Raw genomic sequence first — 17,981 nt, 5'->3', positions numbered from 1 at the left:
GGCCTAGAGCGAGAGGTAGGCGCGGTCCCCGGGCAGCACGAGCGCGAGGGGGTCCGACCCGTGCAGCGGCACCTCGTGCCAGCCCAGCCACGCCGAGCCGTCGGGCCGGGTGCGCACCTGGACCCGGTGGGGCGTCTCGACCAGTCGCAGATCGGCCTCGAACGTCCCGTCCCCGGTCCAGCCGCCCGAGGCCGCGACCACGAGCTCGACGTCGCCGACGGTGAGGCGCGTGTCGACCCAGTGCCCGTCCCCGACGTCGACCGTCGCCGTGGTGCCGTGCGCCTCGAGCGTGAGCCGGTATGCCGTGCCGGCACGGGCGCCCGAGGCTGCGCCGCCGGTCACGTCGCCGCCCTCGTGACCCGGGCCTCCCGCTCCGCCTGCGGCCACGCGCTCCACGCGCACGCCGGCATACGCCTCGGGAAGCCGGCTGTTCGGCGACCGGGTCCACGAGCCCTCGTCCGGTCCGGCCGTCGTCGACGACGGCGTCGGGACGGTGAGGGAGGCCATGCGGGTGGCCAGCGCGTCGTCCGCCGCCGCGTCACCCTCGCGATCGACGGCCGGGAGCAGGTGCTCCCAGACGAGGTCGAGCACGGCCTGCATGTCGACGGTCTCGGACGTGATGGCGAGGGCGATGTCCTGCTCGGGTAGCACGATCGCGTACTGGCCGTAGGCGCCGTCGCCGCGGTACCCGTGGCTGGCACCCCAGAACGAGCAGCCGTAGCCGTGGGTCCAGTCGGGGTTGGGGTCCGGCTCCCGGTTGGGCAGGCCGGTCGGCGCCGTCGCAGCGGCCACCCAGTCCGCAGACAGCAGCTGCTCGCCCGCCCACCGACCCCCGGCGAGGTAGGTCTGGGCCAGCCCCAGGATGGCGTCGGTGCCGACGTGGATGCCGGAGAAGCCGAGCTCGCGGCCGGTCGCGGTGCGGTGCCAGCGCGCGCGGTCGGCACCTCCCGGGTCCAGCTGCCCCAGGACGCGCGAGCGCACGAGGTCGAGCAGGCTCGCGCCGGTCACCTCGCGGACGCACGACGCCGCGAGGTAGGTCGCGAGCTGGTTGTAGGCCCACGCGGTGCCCGGCTCGTGCTCGGGCTCGTGCGCCAGGATCGCGCCGAGCACGGGGTCGGTGCCGTCGTCGGACGGGGCCAGCGAGGCCAGTAAGACGGGGCCGGGCCACGCGTCGACGTCGTGGCCGGTCGCCATGGTCAGGCAGTGGCCGAGGGTGAGGCTGCGGTACCGCTCGGACACCTCTGCCCCGGCCGGGAGCAGGGCAGGCGGCAGCACGTCGAAGACGCGGTCGTCGAGCGACAGGCGTCCCTCGTCGACGAGCAGCCCGACCGCCGTCGCGGTGAACGACTTGCTCAGCGAGTACACGAGCTGCACACGGTCCGCGGCATACGGCGCCCACCACCCGCGCGCCACGACGTGGCCGTGCCGCGCGAGCAGGAGGCTGTGCGGGTCGTGGCCGTCGGCCTCGAGGGCGTCGACGAGGGCGAGCACGCCGCGGGCGTCGATGCCCTGCGCAGACGGGGTGCTGGTGGGCAGGACGGGGGAGGCTGCGGTCACCTGCCGACGCTAACCCGGCTGCGGCCGGCGCGCCGCGTGGAGTCCCGTGCCGCGTCGAGTGCCGCGTCGCGTCAGCGCGTGGGCCGGACGACGTTGAGGTCCACCGGCCCGTGGACCCCGGCGACCCGCGCACGGTTGCTCGCCTGCCACCAGACCCACGCGCCGGGCGGCCGCACGACGATGCTGCGCACCCAGCGCTGGCGGTCGCGGGTCGGCGGGTACTTCGCGTCCCAGCTGTTGAGGACGTAGTAGCGGACCGGCCGCCCGGTGCCCTGCTCCACCGCCTCGACGAACGCGTCGAGCTCGCGCTGGACCGTCGCGCGCGGCGGCCGGGCGGAGCAGTTGCCACTGAGCTCGAGGTCGACGACCACCGGCAGCGAGCGGGTGTCGCGGCGGCCGCCCACCTCGTCGAGGGAGCCGAGGAGGTTCGCCGCCTGCTCGGCACCGCCGCGGCAGAGCGTGAAGAAGTGGTACGCGCCGACCTGCAGCCCCGCCGCGCGCGCCTGCTCCCAGTTGCGGGCGAAGGCAGGGTCCCGGAACGTCGCCCCCTCCGTCGCCTTGAGGTATGCCGCGGACACCCCGTCCGCCGCGACGGCCGGCCAGTCGATGGTGCCCTGGTGCGCGGAGACGTCGACGCCGTAGGTCTCACCGGCCTGCAGCGCGGGGCGCCGGCCGGGCAGCCACAGCTCGATCGCCAGCACGCCGGCGAGGGTGAGGACGAGGACCGCGCCCAGGAGGACGACCACCCCCCGTCGCCGTCGCATACGGGAACCCTAACCGGGTGGCGTCCACCCGGCCGACCGGCCGGACCTGCCACCCGGCCGACCGGTCTGACCTGCCACCCGGCCGGCGGCCGGCGGCTAGTGCGGGAAGGGGGTCTGCGCCTCGCCCTCGAGCTCGGAGCGGTGGCGGCGGATCAGCTCGAGGTTCCGGTCGCGCAGGTGGTCGAACCCCTGGCCGATGTTCGAGCCCGGCGTCAGCGAGGCCAGCGCCGTGTCCGGGTCGAGCAGCGCGCTCACCCAGCCCTCGTGCGAGGCCGCCTTGGCGACGATGTGGCCGACCGGCGTCACGATGTGCGAGTTGCCGAAGTAGAGGACGCCCGCGGGGTCGGTGCCGGTGGCGTTGGCCCCGACGACGAAGACGTGGTTGTCGTACGCCCGGGCCCGCGACGTGAGCTCCCAGACGTCGGCCGAACGCAGCAGCGCCGACGGCCGGACGATCACCTCGGCACCGCGGACCGCCTGGATCCGCGACAGCTCGGGGTAGTCGCCGTCGAAGCAGATGATCATCCCGATCCGCCCGAGGTCGGTCTCGACCACGGTGACGTCGTTGCCCGGGGTGACCCAGCCGCCGCCGTCGACGTGCTCGGTGCAGAACGGGTGCGTCTTGCGGTAGACACCGGCGACCTCCCCGTCGCGGCCGACCAGCACCGACGCGTTGTGCACGACGCCCCGCTCCGGCCCGCGCTCGTACGTGCCGAGGACGACGTGCACGCCCAGGTCGCGCGCCACCTGCTGCACCGGCTCGGTCACCGGGCCCGGCACCTCGGACACGAGGTCCCAGAGGTCCTCGGTGGAGCAGTCGGGCGTGAAACCGGTCGTCGCCGTCTCGGGCAGGACGACCAGCTCGGCGCCGGTCGCGTCGACGCAGCGGCGGACGAAGTCGACGCACTTGTCGAGGTTCTTGCGCACGGTCTCGGGCGACAGCGGCCCGGGGACCGGCGCGACCTGGATCGCGGCCGTGGTGAATGCGCGCATCAGCGTCCTCCGATCGCCCATCCCACGATAACCCCGGCCAGGGCGACCACCCCGCCCGTGAGCACGCCCCAGCCGAAGTCGCGGTTGCCCCGGGCCCCCACCCCGGCCTCGGCGGCAGGCACGGCCCGCCGCCCGGCGTACACGGGGGCACCGGCGGGCGCTCCGGGGGCGCGGGTGAGGACGGGCTGCTCGATCGGCACCGGTCGCACGCCGGCGATGTCGTCGTCGACGGCGGTGAAGAACTGGCCCGCCATCTTGCGCGTGACGCCGGTGAGCATCCGCTGGCCGACGCCGCCCAGCATGCCGCCCACCGTGGCGTCCGCGTCGTACGCGAGGGCGGTGCCCCCACCGTCGGCCACGGCCAGCCGGACGACGACGTCCGCATCGACGGTGCCGGGGCTGCCGGCGCCGCTCGCCTTGAGGGTGAATCCCTCCGGCGGGTTGGGGTCGTGCAGCGCGACCGTGCCGTCGTACGTGCCCTTGACCGCAGCGACCCCCGCAGTGACGGTCATGGCGTACCGGTGGGTGCCGATCTCGGTGAGCGACTCGCAGCCCGGCAGGCAGCGGGCGAGGACGGCCGGGTCGTGGAAGGCGTCGAACACCTCCTGCGGGCTGGCCTTGAGCTCGGCCGTGCCGGAGATCCTCATCGCTGCTCCTCGGGTCGGGTGGCGGGGGTGGGCTCGTCGCGGGGGTCGCGCGGGTCGCGCGGGTCGCCGGGCGCCGTGGCCGCCGGTGGGTCGGCGGGTATGCCGTGGGCGTGCCGCAGCGAGGGCCACTCGCCGCGTTCGTGCCGCCGGCGCAGCTCCCACAACTCGACCGGCGAGATCGGCATCGAGCGGATCGGGAAGCCCTCGGCGTCCTCGATCGCCGAGGCGATGACGGCCGACACCGGGATGCACCCCGCCTCGCCGGCTCCCTTGATGCCCAACGGGTTCAGCGGTGACGGCGTCTCCAGGTGGTCGGTCTCGATGAACGGCACCTCGGACGCGTACGGCATGAGGAAGTCCATGAAGCTGGCGTTGAGCAGCTGGCCGCCCCCGTCGTAGACCATCCGCTCGTACAGCGCGCCACCGACGCCCTGGGCGACGCCGCCGTGGACCTGGCCCTCGACGACCATCGGGTTGATCATCGGCCCGCAGTCGTGGACGACGCAGTAGCGCAGGATGCGGACCTCCGCCGTCACCGGGTCGGTCTCGACGACGGCCGCGTGCATGCCGTTGGCGAACGTCGCCTGGGTGGGGGAGTAGAAGTCCTTGCCCTCCAGCCCCGGCTCCTCGTCGTCGGCGACCGGCGGCTTGTCGGGGTCGTTGCTGCCGGCGAACTGGGTGGCCGCCTTGGCGGCCTCGTCGAACGCGTAGCGCAGGGGGTTCGACATCACCGACACCGTGCCGAGGCCCATGTGGGTGTCGGGCGCCCCCTTGACCCGGACGTCGCCGTCGACGATCTCGAGGTCCTCGGGGCTGACCTCGAGCGCGTCGGCCGCGATCCGCAGCGCCTTGGCCCGGACCTGGCGGGCCGCGAGCGCGATGGCGTTGCCGCTCATGACCGCAGCCCGCGAGGCGAACGTGCCCACGGCATACGGCATGCGCCTGGTGTCGCCGGTCGTGACGTGGACGTCCTCGAGCCGCACGCCGAGCTCGCTGGCCACGACCTGCGCGAAGACCGTCTCGTGCCCCTGCCCCTGCGATGTGAGGCCGGTCGAGACGTTGACGCGGCCGCTGGTCTCGACCTGGATGTGCCCGCCCTCGTAGGGGCCGACGCCGGTGCCCTCGACGTAGCAGCCGATGCCGAGCCCGACCCTGCGCCCCTCGGCGCGGGCCTGGTCGCGGTAGGCAGCGAAGTCGTCCCAGCCGACGAGCCGCTCCAGGGTCGCGAGCGTGGCCGGGAAGTCGCCGCTGTCGTAGCGCAGCGGGCGGCCGTCCTGGAAGAGCAGCCCGTGGTCCCAGGGCATCTCGTCGGGCTGGATGAAGTTGCGGCGGCGGACCTCGGTGCGGTCCAGGCCGAGCTCGTCGGCGATGGCGTCCATGGTGCGTTCCATGGCGAAGCAGCCCTGCGGCCGGCCGGCGCCGCGGTAGGGCGTGACCAGGACCGTGTTGGTGTAGAGCGACCAGAACTCGACCCGGTAGGTGCCGGGCTTGTACGGCCCGAGCAGCTGGGTCGAGGTGATGATCGGGACGATGATGCCGTACGGCGTGTAGGCGCCGTTGTCGTGCCAGAACTTCACGTCGAGGGCCAGCAGCCGCCCGTCGTCGTCGAAGCCGACCCGCACCCGGTGCAGCTGCCCGCGCTCGTGCGCGCTGGAGACGAAGTGCTCGCGGCGGTCCTCGGTCCACTTCACGGGTCGGCCGAGAACCCTTGCGGCCCAGGGGACCAGGACCTCTTCGGGCCACGGGTGGTTGATCTTGACGCCGAACCCACCGCCCACGTCGGGAGCGATGCACTCGACCTTGGCCAGGGGCAGGTCGAGCTTGGCGGCGACCGCGGCCCGGACGCCGGTCGAGGTCTGCGTGGAGGAGTAGATCCGCAGCTCCTCGCGCTCGTCGTCCCAGCGCGCGTAGACGCCCCGGCCCTCCAGCGGCATGCTCGCGCTGCGCTCGATCGACAGGTCGAGCTCGAGGGTGTGCGGGGCGGCGGCCATGGCGGACTCGACGTCGCCGACCTCCTGCAGCATGTGCGCCGAGACGTTGTCGGGGACGTCGTCGTGGACGAGATGCGTTGCGGCGCGGGCGTCCTCGATGCCGACGACGGGGGAGAGCAGCTCGTAGTCGACGCGGATGCGCTGGCACGCGTCCTCGGCGACGTAGCGGTCACGAGCGACGACGAGGACCACCGGTTCCCCGACGTGGTTCACCTCGTCGCGGGCCAGGGCGTACTGGGTGCGGCCGTGCGTCAGGGTCGGGTGGGGGATGAGAAGGGGCAGGGGCTCGCCGACCCGGCCGGGCAGGTCCTCGTGCGTCCAGATGCCGACGAGCCCGTCGACGTCGAGCGCGTCGGTGACGTCGATGTCGCGGATGCGGGCGTGCGCGTGCGGGCTGCGGACGAGTGCGGCGGCCAGGGCGTCGTGCCCGAGGTCGTCGAGGTAGCGGCCGCCGCCCGTGAGCAGCCGCGGGTCCTCCCGGCGCTGGACGGGCGCCCCGAACATCGAGGTGGTCACGAGTCGCCTGCCGTGGCGTCGGCCTCGGCGGCCTCGCGCAGCTCGGCGGCGCGCAGGACGGACCTCACGATGTTCTGGTACCCGGTGCAGCGGCACAGGTTGCCCGAGATCGCCTCGCGCGCCTCGTCCTGCGTCGGGTGCGGGTGCTCCTCGAGGTATGCCGTGACGGTCGTGAGGAAGCCAGGCGTGCAGAAGCCGCACTGCAGGCCGTGGCACTCGGCGAACGCGCGCTGCACCGGCCCCATCGCCTCACGGGTGCCGAGCCCCTCCACGGTGGTGACGGCGTGGGCCTGGGCGGTGACGGCGAAGACGAGGCACGACCTCGCGGGACGGCCGTCGAGCAGGACCGTGCAGGCGCCGCACACCCCGTGCTCGCAGCCCACGTGGGTGCCGGTGAGGCCGAGGTCGTGGCGCAGGAAGTCCGACAGCAGCCGTCGCGCGGGCACGCGGGCGTGGCGCGGGACGCCGTTGACGGTCACGGTGACGTCGAGCAGCTCCTCGACGACGGGATCCCCGCTCATGCCGCGCCCCTCCCGCTTCCTGGCGCAGCGGAGCGAGCCGCCGCCTCGGCCAGCGCGATCCGGGAGAGCTCCACGGCCAGCATCCGGCGGTACTCGGCCGTGGCGTGGATGTCGCCCTCCGGGGTGACCGCCGCGGCGACGAGCTCGGCCGCACCGGACCAGTCGACCGAGGACTGCTCCCGTCCCGCGAACGGCCCGGTCACGTCGAGGACGGTGGGCACGTCGGTCACCGACACGAAGGTCAGCCGCGCCCGGGTGACCGTCCCGTCGGCGACCGTCACCGCCGCCCCCACGCCGGCGAGTGCGTAGTCGCCGTGACGGCGGGCGCGCTCGACGAAGGCCGTCCCGGTCCCGGCAGGGAGGCGCCCGAAGCGGACCGCCACCGCCAGCTCCTCCGGCGCGAGCGACGTCTCGAGCGGGCCGAGGAAGAAGTCGTGCCAAGGGATCTCGCGCGCACCGGTCGCGCTGGCCACCTCGACCACGCCGTCACACAGGGCGAGCACCGACGGCATCTCGCCAGCGGCGTCGGCGTGCGCGATCGAACCCACGGTGGTGCCCCGGTTGCGGATCACGGGGTGGGCCACGTGCCGCAACGCCTGGCGCAGCAGCGGCAACGCGGCATACGCCTGCTCGTGCCGCTCGAGGTCCGCGTGCCGGACGAGCGCACCCACGCGCACGTGGTCCGCGGTGACCTCGACGCCGTCGAGGCCGGCGACGCGGTCGAGGTCGACGAGGTGGGCCGGCGTGGCCAGGCGCATGTTGAGCATCGGCACCAGGCTCTGGCCGCCGGCGAGCACCTTGCCGTCGTGGCCCACGTCGGCGAGCACGCTCGTGGCCTCGTCCACGGTGCGTGGCGCGTGGTGCACGAAGGGTGCTGGCTTCACGGGGAGTTCCTGCCTGCTCGGGTCTGCGGGGGAGAGGGCGTGGGCCCCCGACGCGGTCGGGGGCCCACCCGGCAGACGGGTCAGGGGTTCCCGTCTCCGGCCTGTCCCGGGTGCGACCCGGAGTGCGGGGTGCGGCCCGGGCCGGTGCCGGTGGCGCCGGGTTCGGCCGCCTGGGTGCGCGTGCCGGTCGTGCCGGCGCGGTGCGCGCCGACGTGGCCGGCGTGGGTGTCCTGGTAGAGGTCGTCGACGTCGCTCTCGCCGTAGGTGTCGCGGCCGAGGACGATGGCGGCACCGCCGGGCCGGTTGGCGTTGGCGCGGTCACGCAGCTCGCGCGGGGCCACGGCCTTGGCCAGGTGGTAGCCGCCGACGGCGACGATGGTGCCGAGGGCGATGCCGCTGAGCGAGAAGTTGTCCGAGAACTTCAGGGCGACGTTGCCGATGCCCATGATGATGCCGGCGGCGAGCGGCACGAGGTTGATCGGGTTGCCGAAGTCGACGCCGTTCTCCTTCCAGATCTTGGCGCCGAGCAGGCCGATCATGCCGTAGAGCACGACCGTGATCCCGCCGAGGACGCCGCCCGGGACCGACGCCACGAGGGCACCGAACTTGGGCGACAGTCCGAAGAGGATCGCGACGACCGCCGCCACGTAGTACGCGGCGGTCGAGTAGACGCGCGTGGCCGCCATGACGCCGATGTTCTCGGCGTAGGTCGTCGTCGGGGAGCCCCCGACCGAGGTCGCGAGGACGGTGCCGATGCCGTCGGCGGCGATCGCGCGACCCATGTAGGGGTCGAGGTCGTGGCCGGTCATCTCGGCGACCGCCTTGACGTGGCCGGTGTTCTCGGCGATGAGCGCGATGACGGCAGGCAGGACGAGCAGGATCGCGGTGACCGAGAACGACGGCGTGTGCCAGCCGACGACCTCCTTGCCGTCCGCCGCGATGGTGGTCTGCGACGGGAAGCCGAGCCACGACGGGCACAGGGACCCGTTGGCGAGCTTCTCCCCGGCAGAGCAGGTCAGGCTCGAGAAGTCGGTGCGGAAGTGGTCGGTCGCCTTGGTGGCGCCGCCGAGGACGCTGTTGATCTGGCCGGCCGTCTTGTCCAGCACCCACGACAGCACGGTGCCGAAGATCAGCGCCAGGAAGACCGCGATGCGGCCGATGAAGCCGCGGAACGCCACGGCGCACACGATCGTGAAGACCATGACCGTCAGCGCGACCCACTGGTCCTGCGGCCAGTAGATGCCCGCGACGACCGGTGCGAGGTTGAAGCCGATGAGCATGACGACGGCGCCGGTCACCGACGGCGGCAGCACCTTGTGCAGCAGCCCCGAGCCGAGGAAGTGGATCAGCAGGCCCACGACGGCGAGGACGACGCCGGCGACGAGGATCGCGCCGGTGACCTCCTTGCTGTCGCCGCCCTGCGCGCGGATCGCCGCGACGCCACCGACGAACGACGCCGAGGTGCCCAGGTAGCTCGGCACCCGGCCCGAGACGATGAGCAGGAACACGATCGTCGCGATGCCGCTCATCATGATCGCCAGCTGGGGGTTGAGGCCCATGACGATCGGGAAGACGAAGGTCGCGCCGAACATGGCGACGACGTGCTGCGCGCCGAGGCCGACGGTCTTGCCCCAGCCGAGGCGCTCGTCGGGGGCGACGACGTCGTCCGGTCCGGCGAGGTTGCCGTCGCCGTGCAGCTTCCAACCCAGGCCCAAGCTCATCCGGACTCCTTCTCGCGGACCGCGTGCCCGGCAGGCACGCGGCATACGGTCCCTGCAGGTTAGGCGGCAACCTAGCGGCCGGGACAGCACCTGCGTTGGGCAATTGTTGCCATCCGCGGAGGAGGCGGTCCGGCGGAGTCAGATGCCGCGCATCTGGTGCACCTTCAGGGCCAGCGCGAGCTTGAGCCGCAGCTGCGGGTCGGTGGTGAAGGGGCCGAGCATGCGCTCGAGCTTGGCGATGCGGTAGCGCAGCGTGTTGTAGTGGAAGAACAAGAGCCGGGCGGTCTCGGCGACGTTCATGTTGGTGTCGATGAGGATGCTGAGCGTCGTGCGCAGGTCGGCGTGCTCGGGGACGTCGTCGTCGGCGAGCGGTCCGAGCGCCTCCTCGACGAACCGGCGCAGGTCGGCGCTGTCCGGCACGAGCGCGAGCAGCCGGTAGATGCCCAGCTGGTCGAAGTGCGCGACCGAGCCGTCACCGTTGAGCTGGCGGCCGACGCTCACGGCGCTGAGCGCCTCCTCGTACGCCCGCGGCAGGTCGGCCGGCGACTCGACCGGGCGGGACACCCCGGTGGAGAAGGTCCGGCGCCCGCCACCGCCGTCGCCGCGCACGACGCGGACGACCTCGCCGACCGACCGCATCACCGTGTCGGTGTCGGCGTCGCCCGGCACCGCGAACAGCGCGACGACCTCCTGGCTGAAACCCATCACCGGCGCGCGCGGGTCGCGCACCGCCATGGCGCGGCTCCACGCCCGGGAGAAGCGCTGCTGCAGGTCGGTGACCTCCTCGCTGGTGCGGGTCGTGTGCTCGTCGTCCTCGTAGGTCTCGGCGACGACGACGACCAGCGGGCGGTCGATGTCCCAGCCGAGCGCCGCCGCGTGCAGCAGTGCCTCCGCCGGTGCCCCCGCCCGCCCCGCCAGCGCGTCACGCAGGAACTCCGCGCGGTACTTGCTCTCGACCGCCGACACCGCCTGCTCCTTGGTGATGGCCAGAGCCGCCACCGTCGCCGCGCGTTCGAGCAGGTGGACGTCGTCCGCGGTGAGGCTGCGGTCCTGCACGAACGCCGCGAGCAGCCCGTGGCCCAGCCCGCCGGCGACGATGCGCACCAGGGCTCGTCCCGAGACCGGGGTGCCCGGCGGACGGGTGCCCACGGCCTCGCGCTCGGTCACGAGCCGCCCGGTCCGGTCGAAGCAGTCGAGGGCGTGCGCGGCGGTGAGCGCCTGCTCGGACCCGGCTTCCGCGAGCACCCGCCCGTCGGTGCTCGTCACCATCGCCGCGCCGCCGAGGAAGCCGGCCAGCCGCTCACAGAGGTCCTCCAGCCCGCCGCCGGCGAGCACGACGTCGACGAGGATGCGGTGCGCCTCGTCGACGCGCGCGAGGATCGCCGTCTGCTGGTCGAGGAGGGCGCCGAGGACCTCGGTGACCACGGCGTCGGGTTCGCCGCCGTCCAGGAGCAGCAGCGGTATGCCGTGCAGGGCCGCCCGCTCGCGCGTCGCCTCGAGCTCGTCGGCCGTGGCGGCCGGGACCCCGGTCACGAGCAGGGCTCCTGCCCCGGCGCTCGCCAGGGCCGCGACGACGTCGTGGCCCTGAGCCTCGTGCCGGGCGAGGACGTCTGCGGGCACGACGACGAGGTGGCCTGCGCACGGCGGCACCGATGCCTGCGGAGCACCCAGCAGGCTGGCCCGGGTGAGGACCGCGCCGGCGCCCGCGGAAACGTCGGGGGCGGTGGTGGCCACCCGCACCCCGGCGAGCGACGGCAGGGCGAGCAGGCGCTCGAGCGAGAGCCCGGCGACGAGCTCGCGGACGGCGGGCGAGGCGGCTGCCGCCGCGGATGGCAACTCCACGTCACGCAGGCCGCGATCGTTGGCAACATTCACCATGAGGGGACTGTAATCGCACTGGATACGGTCGCAGGACCTGTCCGCCAAACCCTCGGAGGTCGGTCGGTGTCCCTGCCCGCGACGGCCTGGCCGGCGGCTGCGTCGTGCCGCTCTCCGCAGGCGCTCAGCGGGTCCTTGCGCCCGGCCACGGTGCTGGCCGCGTTCCCCGCCGCCCTCTACCTCGAGGTGGACGCGTCGCTGCTGTCGGTCGTCACGCCGGACGGGCTGCGCCTGCCGACGTCCCTCGTCCTCGGCCGGGGGCTGGCTCGGACCGGGTGGGGAGTCCGGTCCGGCGACGTCGTCGAGGTGGGCTCGGGCCGGGTGCGGTTGCCCGGGGCCGACATCGTGGCCGTGCGCACCTGGCAGCCGCGGCGGGTGGTGCCTGCCGCTGGTCCGGTCCGGGTGCCCCGTGGCCTCGACCGGGGCAGCGCGGCGTGGCGGGCGGTCGCGGCCGACCTGACCGGGCTGGTGCTGGACGGACGCGACCCCGTCTCGGCGGTGGGAGCCCTCGTGGGTGCCGGCCCGGGACTCACCCCGAGCGGCGACGACGTGCTGTGCGGCGTCCTCCTCGGCCTGCGGCTCGCGGGCCGGCTCGACGCCGTGTCGTCGCTGGGCGACGTCGTGCGCCGGCAGCTGGGCGCGACGACCTCCCTCTCCGCCGCGCTGCTCACCGAGGCGGCTGACGGGTATGCCGTGCCCCAGGTCGTGCGGCTCACCGCCGCCCTCGCGCGGGGCGACGACCGTGGCGCCGTTGTGGCCGCGGGCGAGGTGGCAGCGGTGGGTCACTCCTCGGGCCGGGACCTGCTCGCTGGACTGGTCTCGGCGCTCGAGCTCGCGGGAGCGGCTGCCGTCCCTGCCCTGGAGGAGGCGTCGTGACCGACCACGTGGAGGTGAGGCGCGGCGCGTACCACGACTCGGTGAGCCTCATGCAGGTCTCGCGGCAGGTCGCCGCGACCGCCGGTGTCACGGCCGCCCAGGTGGCGATGGCGACCGACCTCAACGTCGACGTCATCCGTGGCATGGGCTTCGAGGTGCCCGCGGACGCCCGGCCCAACGACCTGCTGCTGGCCGTCCGGGGGGAGGACGACGCCGCCGTGCAGGCGGCGCTCGCGACGGCCGCGACGGCTCTCGCCGGCCTGCACTCGGCGTCACAGCAGGCGGGAGGGTTCGGCGACACGCCGCCGCCTCGCACGCTGGGGCGGGCCGTGGACGCCGCTGGCGCGACGCTCGCCCTCGTCTCGGTGCCCGGGCCGCACGCCGTGGTCGAGGCCCTCGACGCGATCGACCGGGGCGTGTCGGTCATGGTGTTCTCCGACAACGTCCCGGTGGAGGACGAGGTTCTGCTCAAGGACCTCGCCGCCGAGCGCGACGTGCTCGTCATGGGCCCTGACTGCGGCACCGCGGTCGTGGGTGGCGTCGCCCTGGGCTTCGCGAACGTCGTCCGTCGCGGCCCGGTCGGCATCGTGGCGGCGTCCGGCACGGGGGCCCAGCAGATCTTGGCGCTGCTGGACGCGGCCGGCCTCGGCGTCAGCCACTGCCTGGGCGTGGGCGGACGCGACCTCTCCACCGCCGTCGCCGGGCGCTCCACCCGCCAGGCGCTCGCCGCGCTCGCCGCCGACGAGGGGACCGAGCGCATCGTCGTCGTGTCGAAGCCGCCGGCGCCCGAGGTGCTCGCCGACCTCGAGGCGTATGCCGCGGGGCTGGCCGTGCCGGTCCACTGGGCGACGCTCGGGCCGGGGCGTCCCGACCTCACGACCGCCGTCGAGGAGGTCGTCGCCGCGACGGGCGTCGAGCTCGGGGAGGGCTGGCCGCCCCGCTGGCGGCCCGTCCTCGAGTCGGGACCATGGCCGCCGGAGGCCGCGGAGCCCCAGGCCTCGGCGCAGCCGGAGGTCGTGGCGCAGCCGGAGGTCGCGGCGCAGCCGGACGCCACCGCACAGGCCGAGGCCCGCGAGCAGCCGGAGGCCGCTGAGCCCCAGGTCGCGGCGGCGTCGGAGCGGCCGGAGGCCGTGGATCCCCTCGCCGACGTGCCCGACCGCGACCTGGGCTCACCGACCTGGACCCTGGGCAGTTCTTTGAGCGATCGCGGCGGTCAGGACCGCCGGGATCGCGCAAAGACCTTCCTGCGGGGGCTGTTCTGCGGCGGGACGCTCGCCGACGAGGCGATGCTGGTCGCGGGCGAGGCGCTCGGGCCGATCCGCTCCAACACCCCGCTGTCGCCCGACCTGGCCCTGGGGGCGGACCTGCGCGCCGACGGGCACGTCGTCATCGACTTCGGCGACGACGCGCTCACCCGTGGGCGCGCCCACCCGATGATCGACCCGAGCCTGCGGATGGAGCGGATCGCGGCCGAGGCCTCCGACCCCGGCTGCGGGGTGCTGCTGCTCGACCTCGTCCTCGGCCACGGCGCCCACCCCGACCCGGCCCCCGAGCTCGCCGCGGCCATCGAGGCCGCCCGGGCGACCGCGGCGGAGGCGGGCCGGGAGCTGCCCGTCGTCGTCTCGCTGACGGGGACTCCCGGCGACCCGCAGGACCTCTTCGCCTGTGCCGACCAGCTCAGTGCCGCCGGTGCCCACGTCCACCTCTCCAACGCCGCCGCCGCCCGGCACGCGGTCGAGCTGCTCGCCCCCGGGGAGGACCGGTGACCGCACCACTGCACGGGCTGCTGTCCGAGGACCCGGTCGTCGCGACGGCCGGGGTGGGGCTGTTCGCCGACGCCCTGCGCGACCAGGCCGTCCCGGTCACCGAGGCCGACTGGCAGCCGCCGATGGAGGGGACCGATCGCCACCTCGTCACCGTGCTCGCCGACCGACGGCGGGCCGAGGCCAACGCGCTCGCCTTCGCCCGGATGACGGCCGCCGGCGCCGACCTCGTCGACGTCCGCCGGGCCCACGAGGCGCTCGGCCTCGAGCGCGGCACCTTCCTGCACGCCGGGCCGCCCATCGAGTGGGAGCGGGCCTCCGGCCCGCTGCGCGGCGCCCTCATCGGGGCCGTCCTGTTCGAGGGCCTGGCCGACACGCCGCAGGAAGCGGAACGCCAGCTGGCGGCCGCGGCATACGACCTCGAGCCGTGCCACCACCGGGACGCGGTGGGGCCGATGGCGGGCGTGGTCTCGCCGTCGATGTGGGTCTACGAGCTGCGCGACGAGGTGCACGACCACACCTCGTGGTGCTCGCTCAACGAGGGGCTGGGCAAGGTGCTGCGCTACGGCGCGTACGGGCCCGAGGTGATCGACCGGCTGCACTGGATGAACGCCGTCCTGGGGCCGCTGCTCCAGCGGGCCGTGCGCGCGCGGGGCCCCGTCGACATCAAGGCGATCCTCGCCCAGATGCTCCAGATGGGCGACGAGGGACACAACCGCAACCGCGCCGGGTCGCTCATGCTGCTGCGCGAGCTGCTGCCGACGCTCATCACCGCCGACGGCAGCTCGACCGACATCGCCGAGGCGGTGCGGTTCTCCGGCGTCAACGAGCACTTCTTCCTCAACCTCGGCATGCCCGCCTGCAAGCTGTCGACCCTGGCCGCGGAGGGCATCCCCGGCTCGACCGTCGTCACGACGATGGCGCGCAACGGCACCGACTTCGGCATCCGCACCGCCGGCACGGGCGACCGCTGGTTCACCGGGCCGGCCAACACGCCCGACGGCCTCTTTCTCGGCGACTACGGCCCCGACGACGCCAACCCCGACATCGGCGACTCCGCCATCACCGAGACCGCGGGCATCGGCGGGTTCGCCATGGCGGCCGCCCCGGCGATCGTCCGGTTCGTCGGCGGCGACGTCCCGATGGCGCTGCAGGCCACGCGCACGATGTACGAGATCACCGTCGGCGAGCACCCGGCATACCAGGTGCCCATCCTGGAGTTCCGCGGCACGCCCACCGGCATCGACGTCGCGGCCGTCGCGCGGACCGGGATCCTGCCGCAGATCAACACCGGCATGGCCGGCCGGGTCGCCGGCACCGGGCAGGTGGGCGCGGGACTCGTGACGCCGCCGGCCGAGTGCTTCCCGGCGGCCCTGGCCGCGCTCGCGGACGCCGTGCCGGCCCGGGACTGAGGAGCCTTCCGTATGCCGTGCCGGCCTGCCCGCGTGGGCGCCTCGGGTCGGCGCGTGGTGCCGTGGCAGGATGGGCGTCCGTGACGGCAGGCATCCTCGACGGCAAGGCGGTCCTCGCGACCATCAAGGACGAGCTCAAGGTCCGCGTCGCGGCCCTGCGCGAGCAGGGGGTCGTGCCCGGCCTGGGCACCGTCCTCGTGGGCGACGACCCCGGCAGCCGCTGGTACGTCGGCGCCAAGCACAAGGACTGCGCCGAGATCGGCATCACCTCGATCCGCCGCGACCTGCCCGCCGGGACGCCGCAGGCCGAGGTCGAGGCGGTCATCGACGAGCTCAACGCCGACCCCGAGTGCACCGGGTTCCTCGTGCAGCAGCCCACCGGGCTCGACGAGTTCGCGCTGCTGTCGCGCGTCGACCCGGTCAAGGACGTCGACGGCCTGCACCCGACGAACCTCGGCTGGCTGGTCCTCGGCAAGGCCGCCCCGCTGCCCTGCACCCCGGCCGGGTGCATCGAGCTGCTGCGCCGGTTCGACGTGCCGATCGCAGGGGCGCGCATCGCGGTCGTCGGCCGCGGCATCACCGTCGGGCGTCCGCTGGGCCTCATGCTGACCCGCCGGTCGGAGAACGCCACCGTCGTGCTGTGCCACACCGGCACCCGCGACCTCGCGTCCGAGGTGCGCACGGCCGACATCGTCGTGGCGGCAGCGGGCGTGCCCGGTCTCGTCACGGCCGACATGGTCAAGCCCGGCGCCGCCGTGCTCGACGTGGGCGTCAGCCGGATCGAGGCCGAGGACGGCAGGTCGGTCGTCGCCGGTGACGTCGCGCCCGACGTGGCCGAGGTCGCCGGCTGGGTGAGCCCCAACCCCGGCGGCGTCGGCCCGATGACCCGCGCGATGCTGCTGTCCAACATCGTCGCCGCCGCAGAGCGCCAGGCAGCCTCGGGTGGCCGCGGCGCCGCCGCTGCGGGCTGACCCGGTCACCGCGTGACGCCGCCCAAGCTCGGCTGGTGGTGGGTGGCCACCCCGGTCCTTCTGCTCGGGCTGTACGCGTTCACCCGGGGTGAGGTCCGGCTGGCCGGCTACGTCATGGCCGCGGGTGTCGGCCTCGCCGCGGTGCTGCGCCTGGTGCTGCCCGCCGGGCGCGGGGGAGGGCTCGCCGTGCGCTCACGGTTCGTCGACGTGGCGACGCTCGTCGTGCTGGCCGTCGGCCTGGCCGTCATCACCCACGTGCTCGACCTGCGCCCCCGCGGCTGAGCCCCTCGGCATACCGCCGCGCCGGCGTCACCCTGTGCTTCCGTCCACGCAAAACGGCGGTTGCCCGGCTTCCCGCGGGACAACAACCCGCGGTATGCCGAGCAACCGCCGTTTCGCGAGGGGAGCAGGAGCCCCCCGGGGCGTCAGATGAGGCCGAGACCCTTGACGGCCTCGCGCTCGTCGGCCAGCTCGGCCGTCGAGGCGTCGATCTTGGCGCGCGAGAAGTCGTCGATCTCCAAGCCCTGGACGATCTCCCAGGCGCCGTCCTTGACGGTCACGGGGAACGAGGAGATCAGGCCCTCCGGGACGCCGTAGGAGCCGTCGGAGCAGACCGACATCGACACCCAGTCGCCCTCGGGCGTGCCGAGCGCCCAGTCGCGGGCGTGGTCGACGGTGGCGGAGGCAGCCGACGCCGCGGACGACGCGCCCCGGGCCTCGATGATCGCGGCGCCGCGCTTGGCGACGGTCGGGATGAAGGTGTTCTCGAGCCAGTTCTGGTCGCCGACGGCCTCGGCGGCGTTCTTGCCGGAGACCTCGGCGTGGAACAGGTCGGGGTACTGGGTGGCGGAGTGGTTGCCCCAGATCGTCATCTTCCTGATCTCGGTGACCGGCACCTGCAGCTTGGCCGCGAGCTGGGAGATCGCGCGGTTGTGGTCCAGGCGGGTCAGCGCGGAGAAGCGCTCGCGGGGGATGTCGGGGGCGTTGCTCATGGCGATGAGCGCGTTGGTGTTGGCCGGGTTGCCGGTGACGGTGACGTGGATGTCGTCGGCCGCGACCTTGTTGAGGGCCTTGCCCTGCGGGGCGAAGATGCCGCCGTTGGCCTCGAGCAGGTCGCCGCGCTCCATGCCCGGGCCGCGGGGGCGGGCGCCGACGAGCAGGGCGTGGTTGACACCGTCGAAGATCTTCTCGGCGTCGTCGCCGATCTCGACCTTCGCCAGGGTCGGGAACGCGCAGTCGTCGAGCTCCATGACGACACCCTCGAGCGCCTTGAGCGCCGGGGTGATCTCGAGCAGGCGCAGCTCGACCGGGGTGTCCGGGCCGAAGAGCGAGCCGCTCGCGATGCGGAACAGGAGGCTGTAGCCGATCTGGCCGGCCGCGCCGGTGACGGCGACCTTGACGGGGGTAGTGCTCACGGTGGGGACCCTTCGCGTCGCTGGTGGGGTGTCTGCGGCCGACGCTAGCAGGATGGCCGTGCGCGCCGACCG

The 17,981-nt window shown here is 74.2% G+C and carries 15 protein-coding genes; 5 read left to right on the top strand and 10 right to left on the bottom strand.

Annotation, left to right across the window (positions count from 1 at the left end):
• Window positions 1–3: 3 nt before the first annotated feature.
• From RKE38_RS03990 to RKE38_RS03950, 9 genes are all read right to left on the bottom strand, one after another.
• Complete coding sequence (locus RKE38_RS03990) at window positions 4–1,557, bottom strand: serine hydrolase domain-containing protein (RefSeq protein WP_316006151.1); 1,554 nt, start codon at window positions 1,555–1,557, stop codon at window positions 4–6.
• A 71-nt stretch (window positions 1,558–1,628) separates the two neighbouring features.
• Window positions 1,629–2,321, bottom strand: a complete 693-nt coding sequence (locus RKE38_RS03985) for a GH25 family lysozyme (RefSeq protein WP_316006150.1) — start codon at window positions 2,319–2,321, stop codon at window positions 1,629–1,631.
• Between the two features lie 96 nt (window positions 2,322–2,417).
• The gene (locus tag RKE38_RS03980; protein ID WP_316006149.1) at window positions 2,418–3,314 is read right to left on the bottom strand and encodes a carbon-nitrogen hydrolase family protein; all 897 of its coding nucleotides are present in this window, start codon (window positions 3,312–3,314) and stop codon (window positions 2,418–2,420) included.
• Window positions 3,314–3,961, bottom strand: coding sequence for a carbon monoxide dehydrogenase subunit G (locus RKE38_RS03975; RefSeq protein WP_316006148.1), 648 nt, complete (start codon window positions 3,959–3,961; stop codon window positions 3,314–3,316). The genes RKE38_RS03980 and RKE38_RS03975 overlap by 1 nt, the downstream gene beginning before the upstream one ends.
• On the bottom strand, window positions 3,958–6,468 hold the full coding sequence (gene cutA, locus RKE38_RS03970) for an aerobic carbon-monoxide dehydrogenase large subunit (RefSeq protein ID WP_316006147.1): 2,511 nt from the start codon (window positions 6,466–6,468) through the stop codon (window positions 3,958–3,960). The genes RKE38_RS03975 and cutA overlap by 4 nt, the downstream gene beginning before the upstream one ends.
• Window positions 6,465–6,989 carry a (2Fe-2S)-binding protein gene (locus RKE38_RS03965; protein ID WP_316006146.1) on the bottom strand — a complete coding sequence of 175 codons (525 nt, stop codon included), beginning with the start codon at window positions 6,987–6,989 and terminating at the stop codon, window positions 6,465–6,467. The genes cutA and RKE38_RS03965 overlap by 4 nt, the downstream gene beginning before the upstream one ends.
• Window positions 6,986–7,873 (bottom strand): FAD binding domain-containing protein, encoded by an 888-nt coding sequence (locus RKE38_RS03960; protein WP_316006145.1) that lies wholly within the window; start codon window positions 7,871–7,873, stop codon window positions 6,986–6,988. Before RKE38_RS03960 ends, RKE38_RS03965 begins: the two co-directional genes overlap by 4 nt.
• Window positions 7,874–7,953: 80 nt before the next feature.
• Entirely contained in the window at window positions 7,954–9,594 is a 1,641-nt protein-coding gene (locus RKE38_RS03955) for a uracil-xanthine permease family protein (protein WP_316006144.1), read from the bottom strand.
• Window positions 9,595–9,732: 138 nt separating this feature from the next.
• On the bottom strand, window positions 9,733–11,472 hold the full coding sequence (locus RKE38_RS03950) for a PucR family transcriptional regulator (protein ID WP_316006143.1): 1,740 nt from the start codon (window positions 11,470–11,472) through the stop codon (window positions 9,733–9,735).
• A 66-nt stretch (window positions 11,473–11,538) separates the two neighbouring features.
• Between RKE38_RS03950 and RKE38_RS03945 the strand changes: the two genes are divergently transcribed.
• The 5 genes from RKE38_RS03945 to RKE38_RS03925 all read left to right on the top strand — a co-directional run bounded on the left by RKE38_RS03945 (window position 11,539) and on the right by RKE38_RS03925 (window position 16,776).
• Window positions 11,539–12,348: a DUF2877 domain-containing protein gene (locus RKE38_RS03945; RefSeq protein ID WP_316006142.1), complete on the top strand. Its 810-nt coding sequence runs from the start codon at window positions 11,539–11,541 to the stop codon at window positions 12,346–12,348.
• Window positions 12,345–14,114 (top strand): hypothetical protein, encoded by a 1,770-nt coding sequence (locus RKE38_RS03940; RefSeq protein WP_316006141.1) that lies wholly within the window; start codon window positions 12,345–12,347, stop codon window positions 14,112–14,114. Before RKE38_RS03945 ends, RKE38_RS03940 begins: the two co-directional genes overlap by 4 nt.
• Window positions 14,111–15,523: a DUF1116 domain-containing protein gene (locus RKE38_RS03935; RefSeq protein ID WP_316006140.1), complete on the top strand. Its 1,413-nt coding sequence runs from the start codon at window positions 14,111–14,113 to the stop codon at window positions 15,521–15,523. Before RKE38_RS03940 ends, RKE38_RS03935 begins: the two co-directional genes overlap by 4 nt.
• Before the next feature lie 80 nt (window positions 15,524–15,603).
• Entirely contained in the window at window positions 15,604–16,494 is an 891-nt protein-coding gene (locus RKE38_RS03930) for a bifunctional methylenetetrahydrofolate dehydrogenase/methenyltetrahydrofolate cyclohydrolase (RefSeq protein WP_316006139.1), read from the top strand.
• A gap of 12 nt (window positions 16,495–16,506) precedes the next feature.
• Window positions 16,507–16,776: a DUF3017 domain-containing protein gene (locus tag RKE38_RS03925; protein WP_316006138.1), complete on the top strand. Its 270-nt coding sequence runs from the start codon at window positions 16,507–16,509 to the stop codon at window positions 16,774–16,776.
• A gap of 143 nt (window positions 16,777–16,919) precedes the next feature.
• Here RKE38_RS03925 and RKE38_RS03920 read toward each other — a convergent pair whose 3' ends face one another.
• Window positions 16,920–17,909, bottom strand: a complete 990-nt coding sequence (locus RKE38_RS03920) for a malate dehydrogenase (RefSeq protein ID WP_316006137.1) — start codon at window positions 17,907–17,909, stop codon at window positions 16,920–16,922.
• Window positions 17,910–17,981: the final 72 nt, after the last annotated feature.

Origin of the sequence: Phycicoccus sp. M110.8 (genome assembly GCF_032464895.1) — a bacterium.
Taxonomy (GTDB): Bacteria; Actinomycetota; Actinomycetes; order Actinomycetales; family Dermatophilaceae; genus Pedococcus.
Note: the sequence above shows the minus strand (reverse complement) of the source record. Positions and strands in the feature narration are given on the sequence as shown.

Coding starts and splice junctions, on each gene's coding strand:
- RKE38_RS03980 (WP_316006149.1), bottom strand. CDS start 3,314: ATGCGCGCATTCACCACGGCCGCGATCCAGGTCGCGCCGGTCCCCGGG.
- RKE38_RS03955 (WP_316006144.1), bottom strand. CDS start 9,594: ATGAGCTTGGGCCTGGGTTGGAAGCTGCACGGCGACGGCAACCTCGCC.
- RKE38_RS03975 (WP_316006148.1), bottom strand. CDS start 3,961: ATGAGGATCTCCGGCACGGCCGAGCTCAAGGCCAGCCCGCAGGAGGTG.
- RKE38_RS03985 (WP_316006150.1), bottom strand. CDS start 2,321: ATGCGACGGCGACGGGGGGTGGTCGTCCTCCTGGGCGCGGTCCTCGTC.
- RKE38_RS03950 (WP_316006143.1), bottom strand. CDS start 11,472: ATGGTGAATGTTGCCAACGATCGCGGCCTGCGTGACGTGGAGTTGCCA.
- RKE38_RS03965 (WP_316006146.1), bottom strand. CDS start 6,989: ATGAGCGGGGATCCCGTCGTCGAGGAGCTGCTCGACGTCACCGTGACC.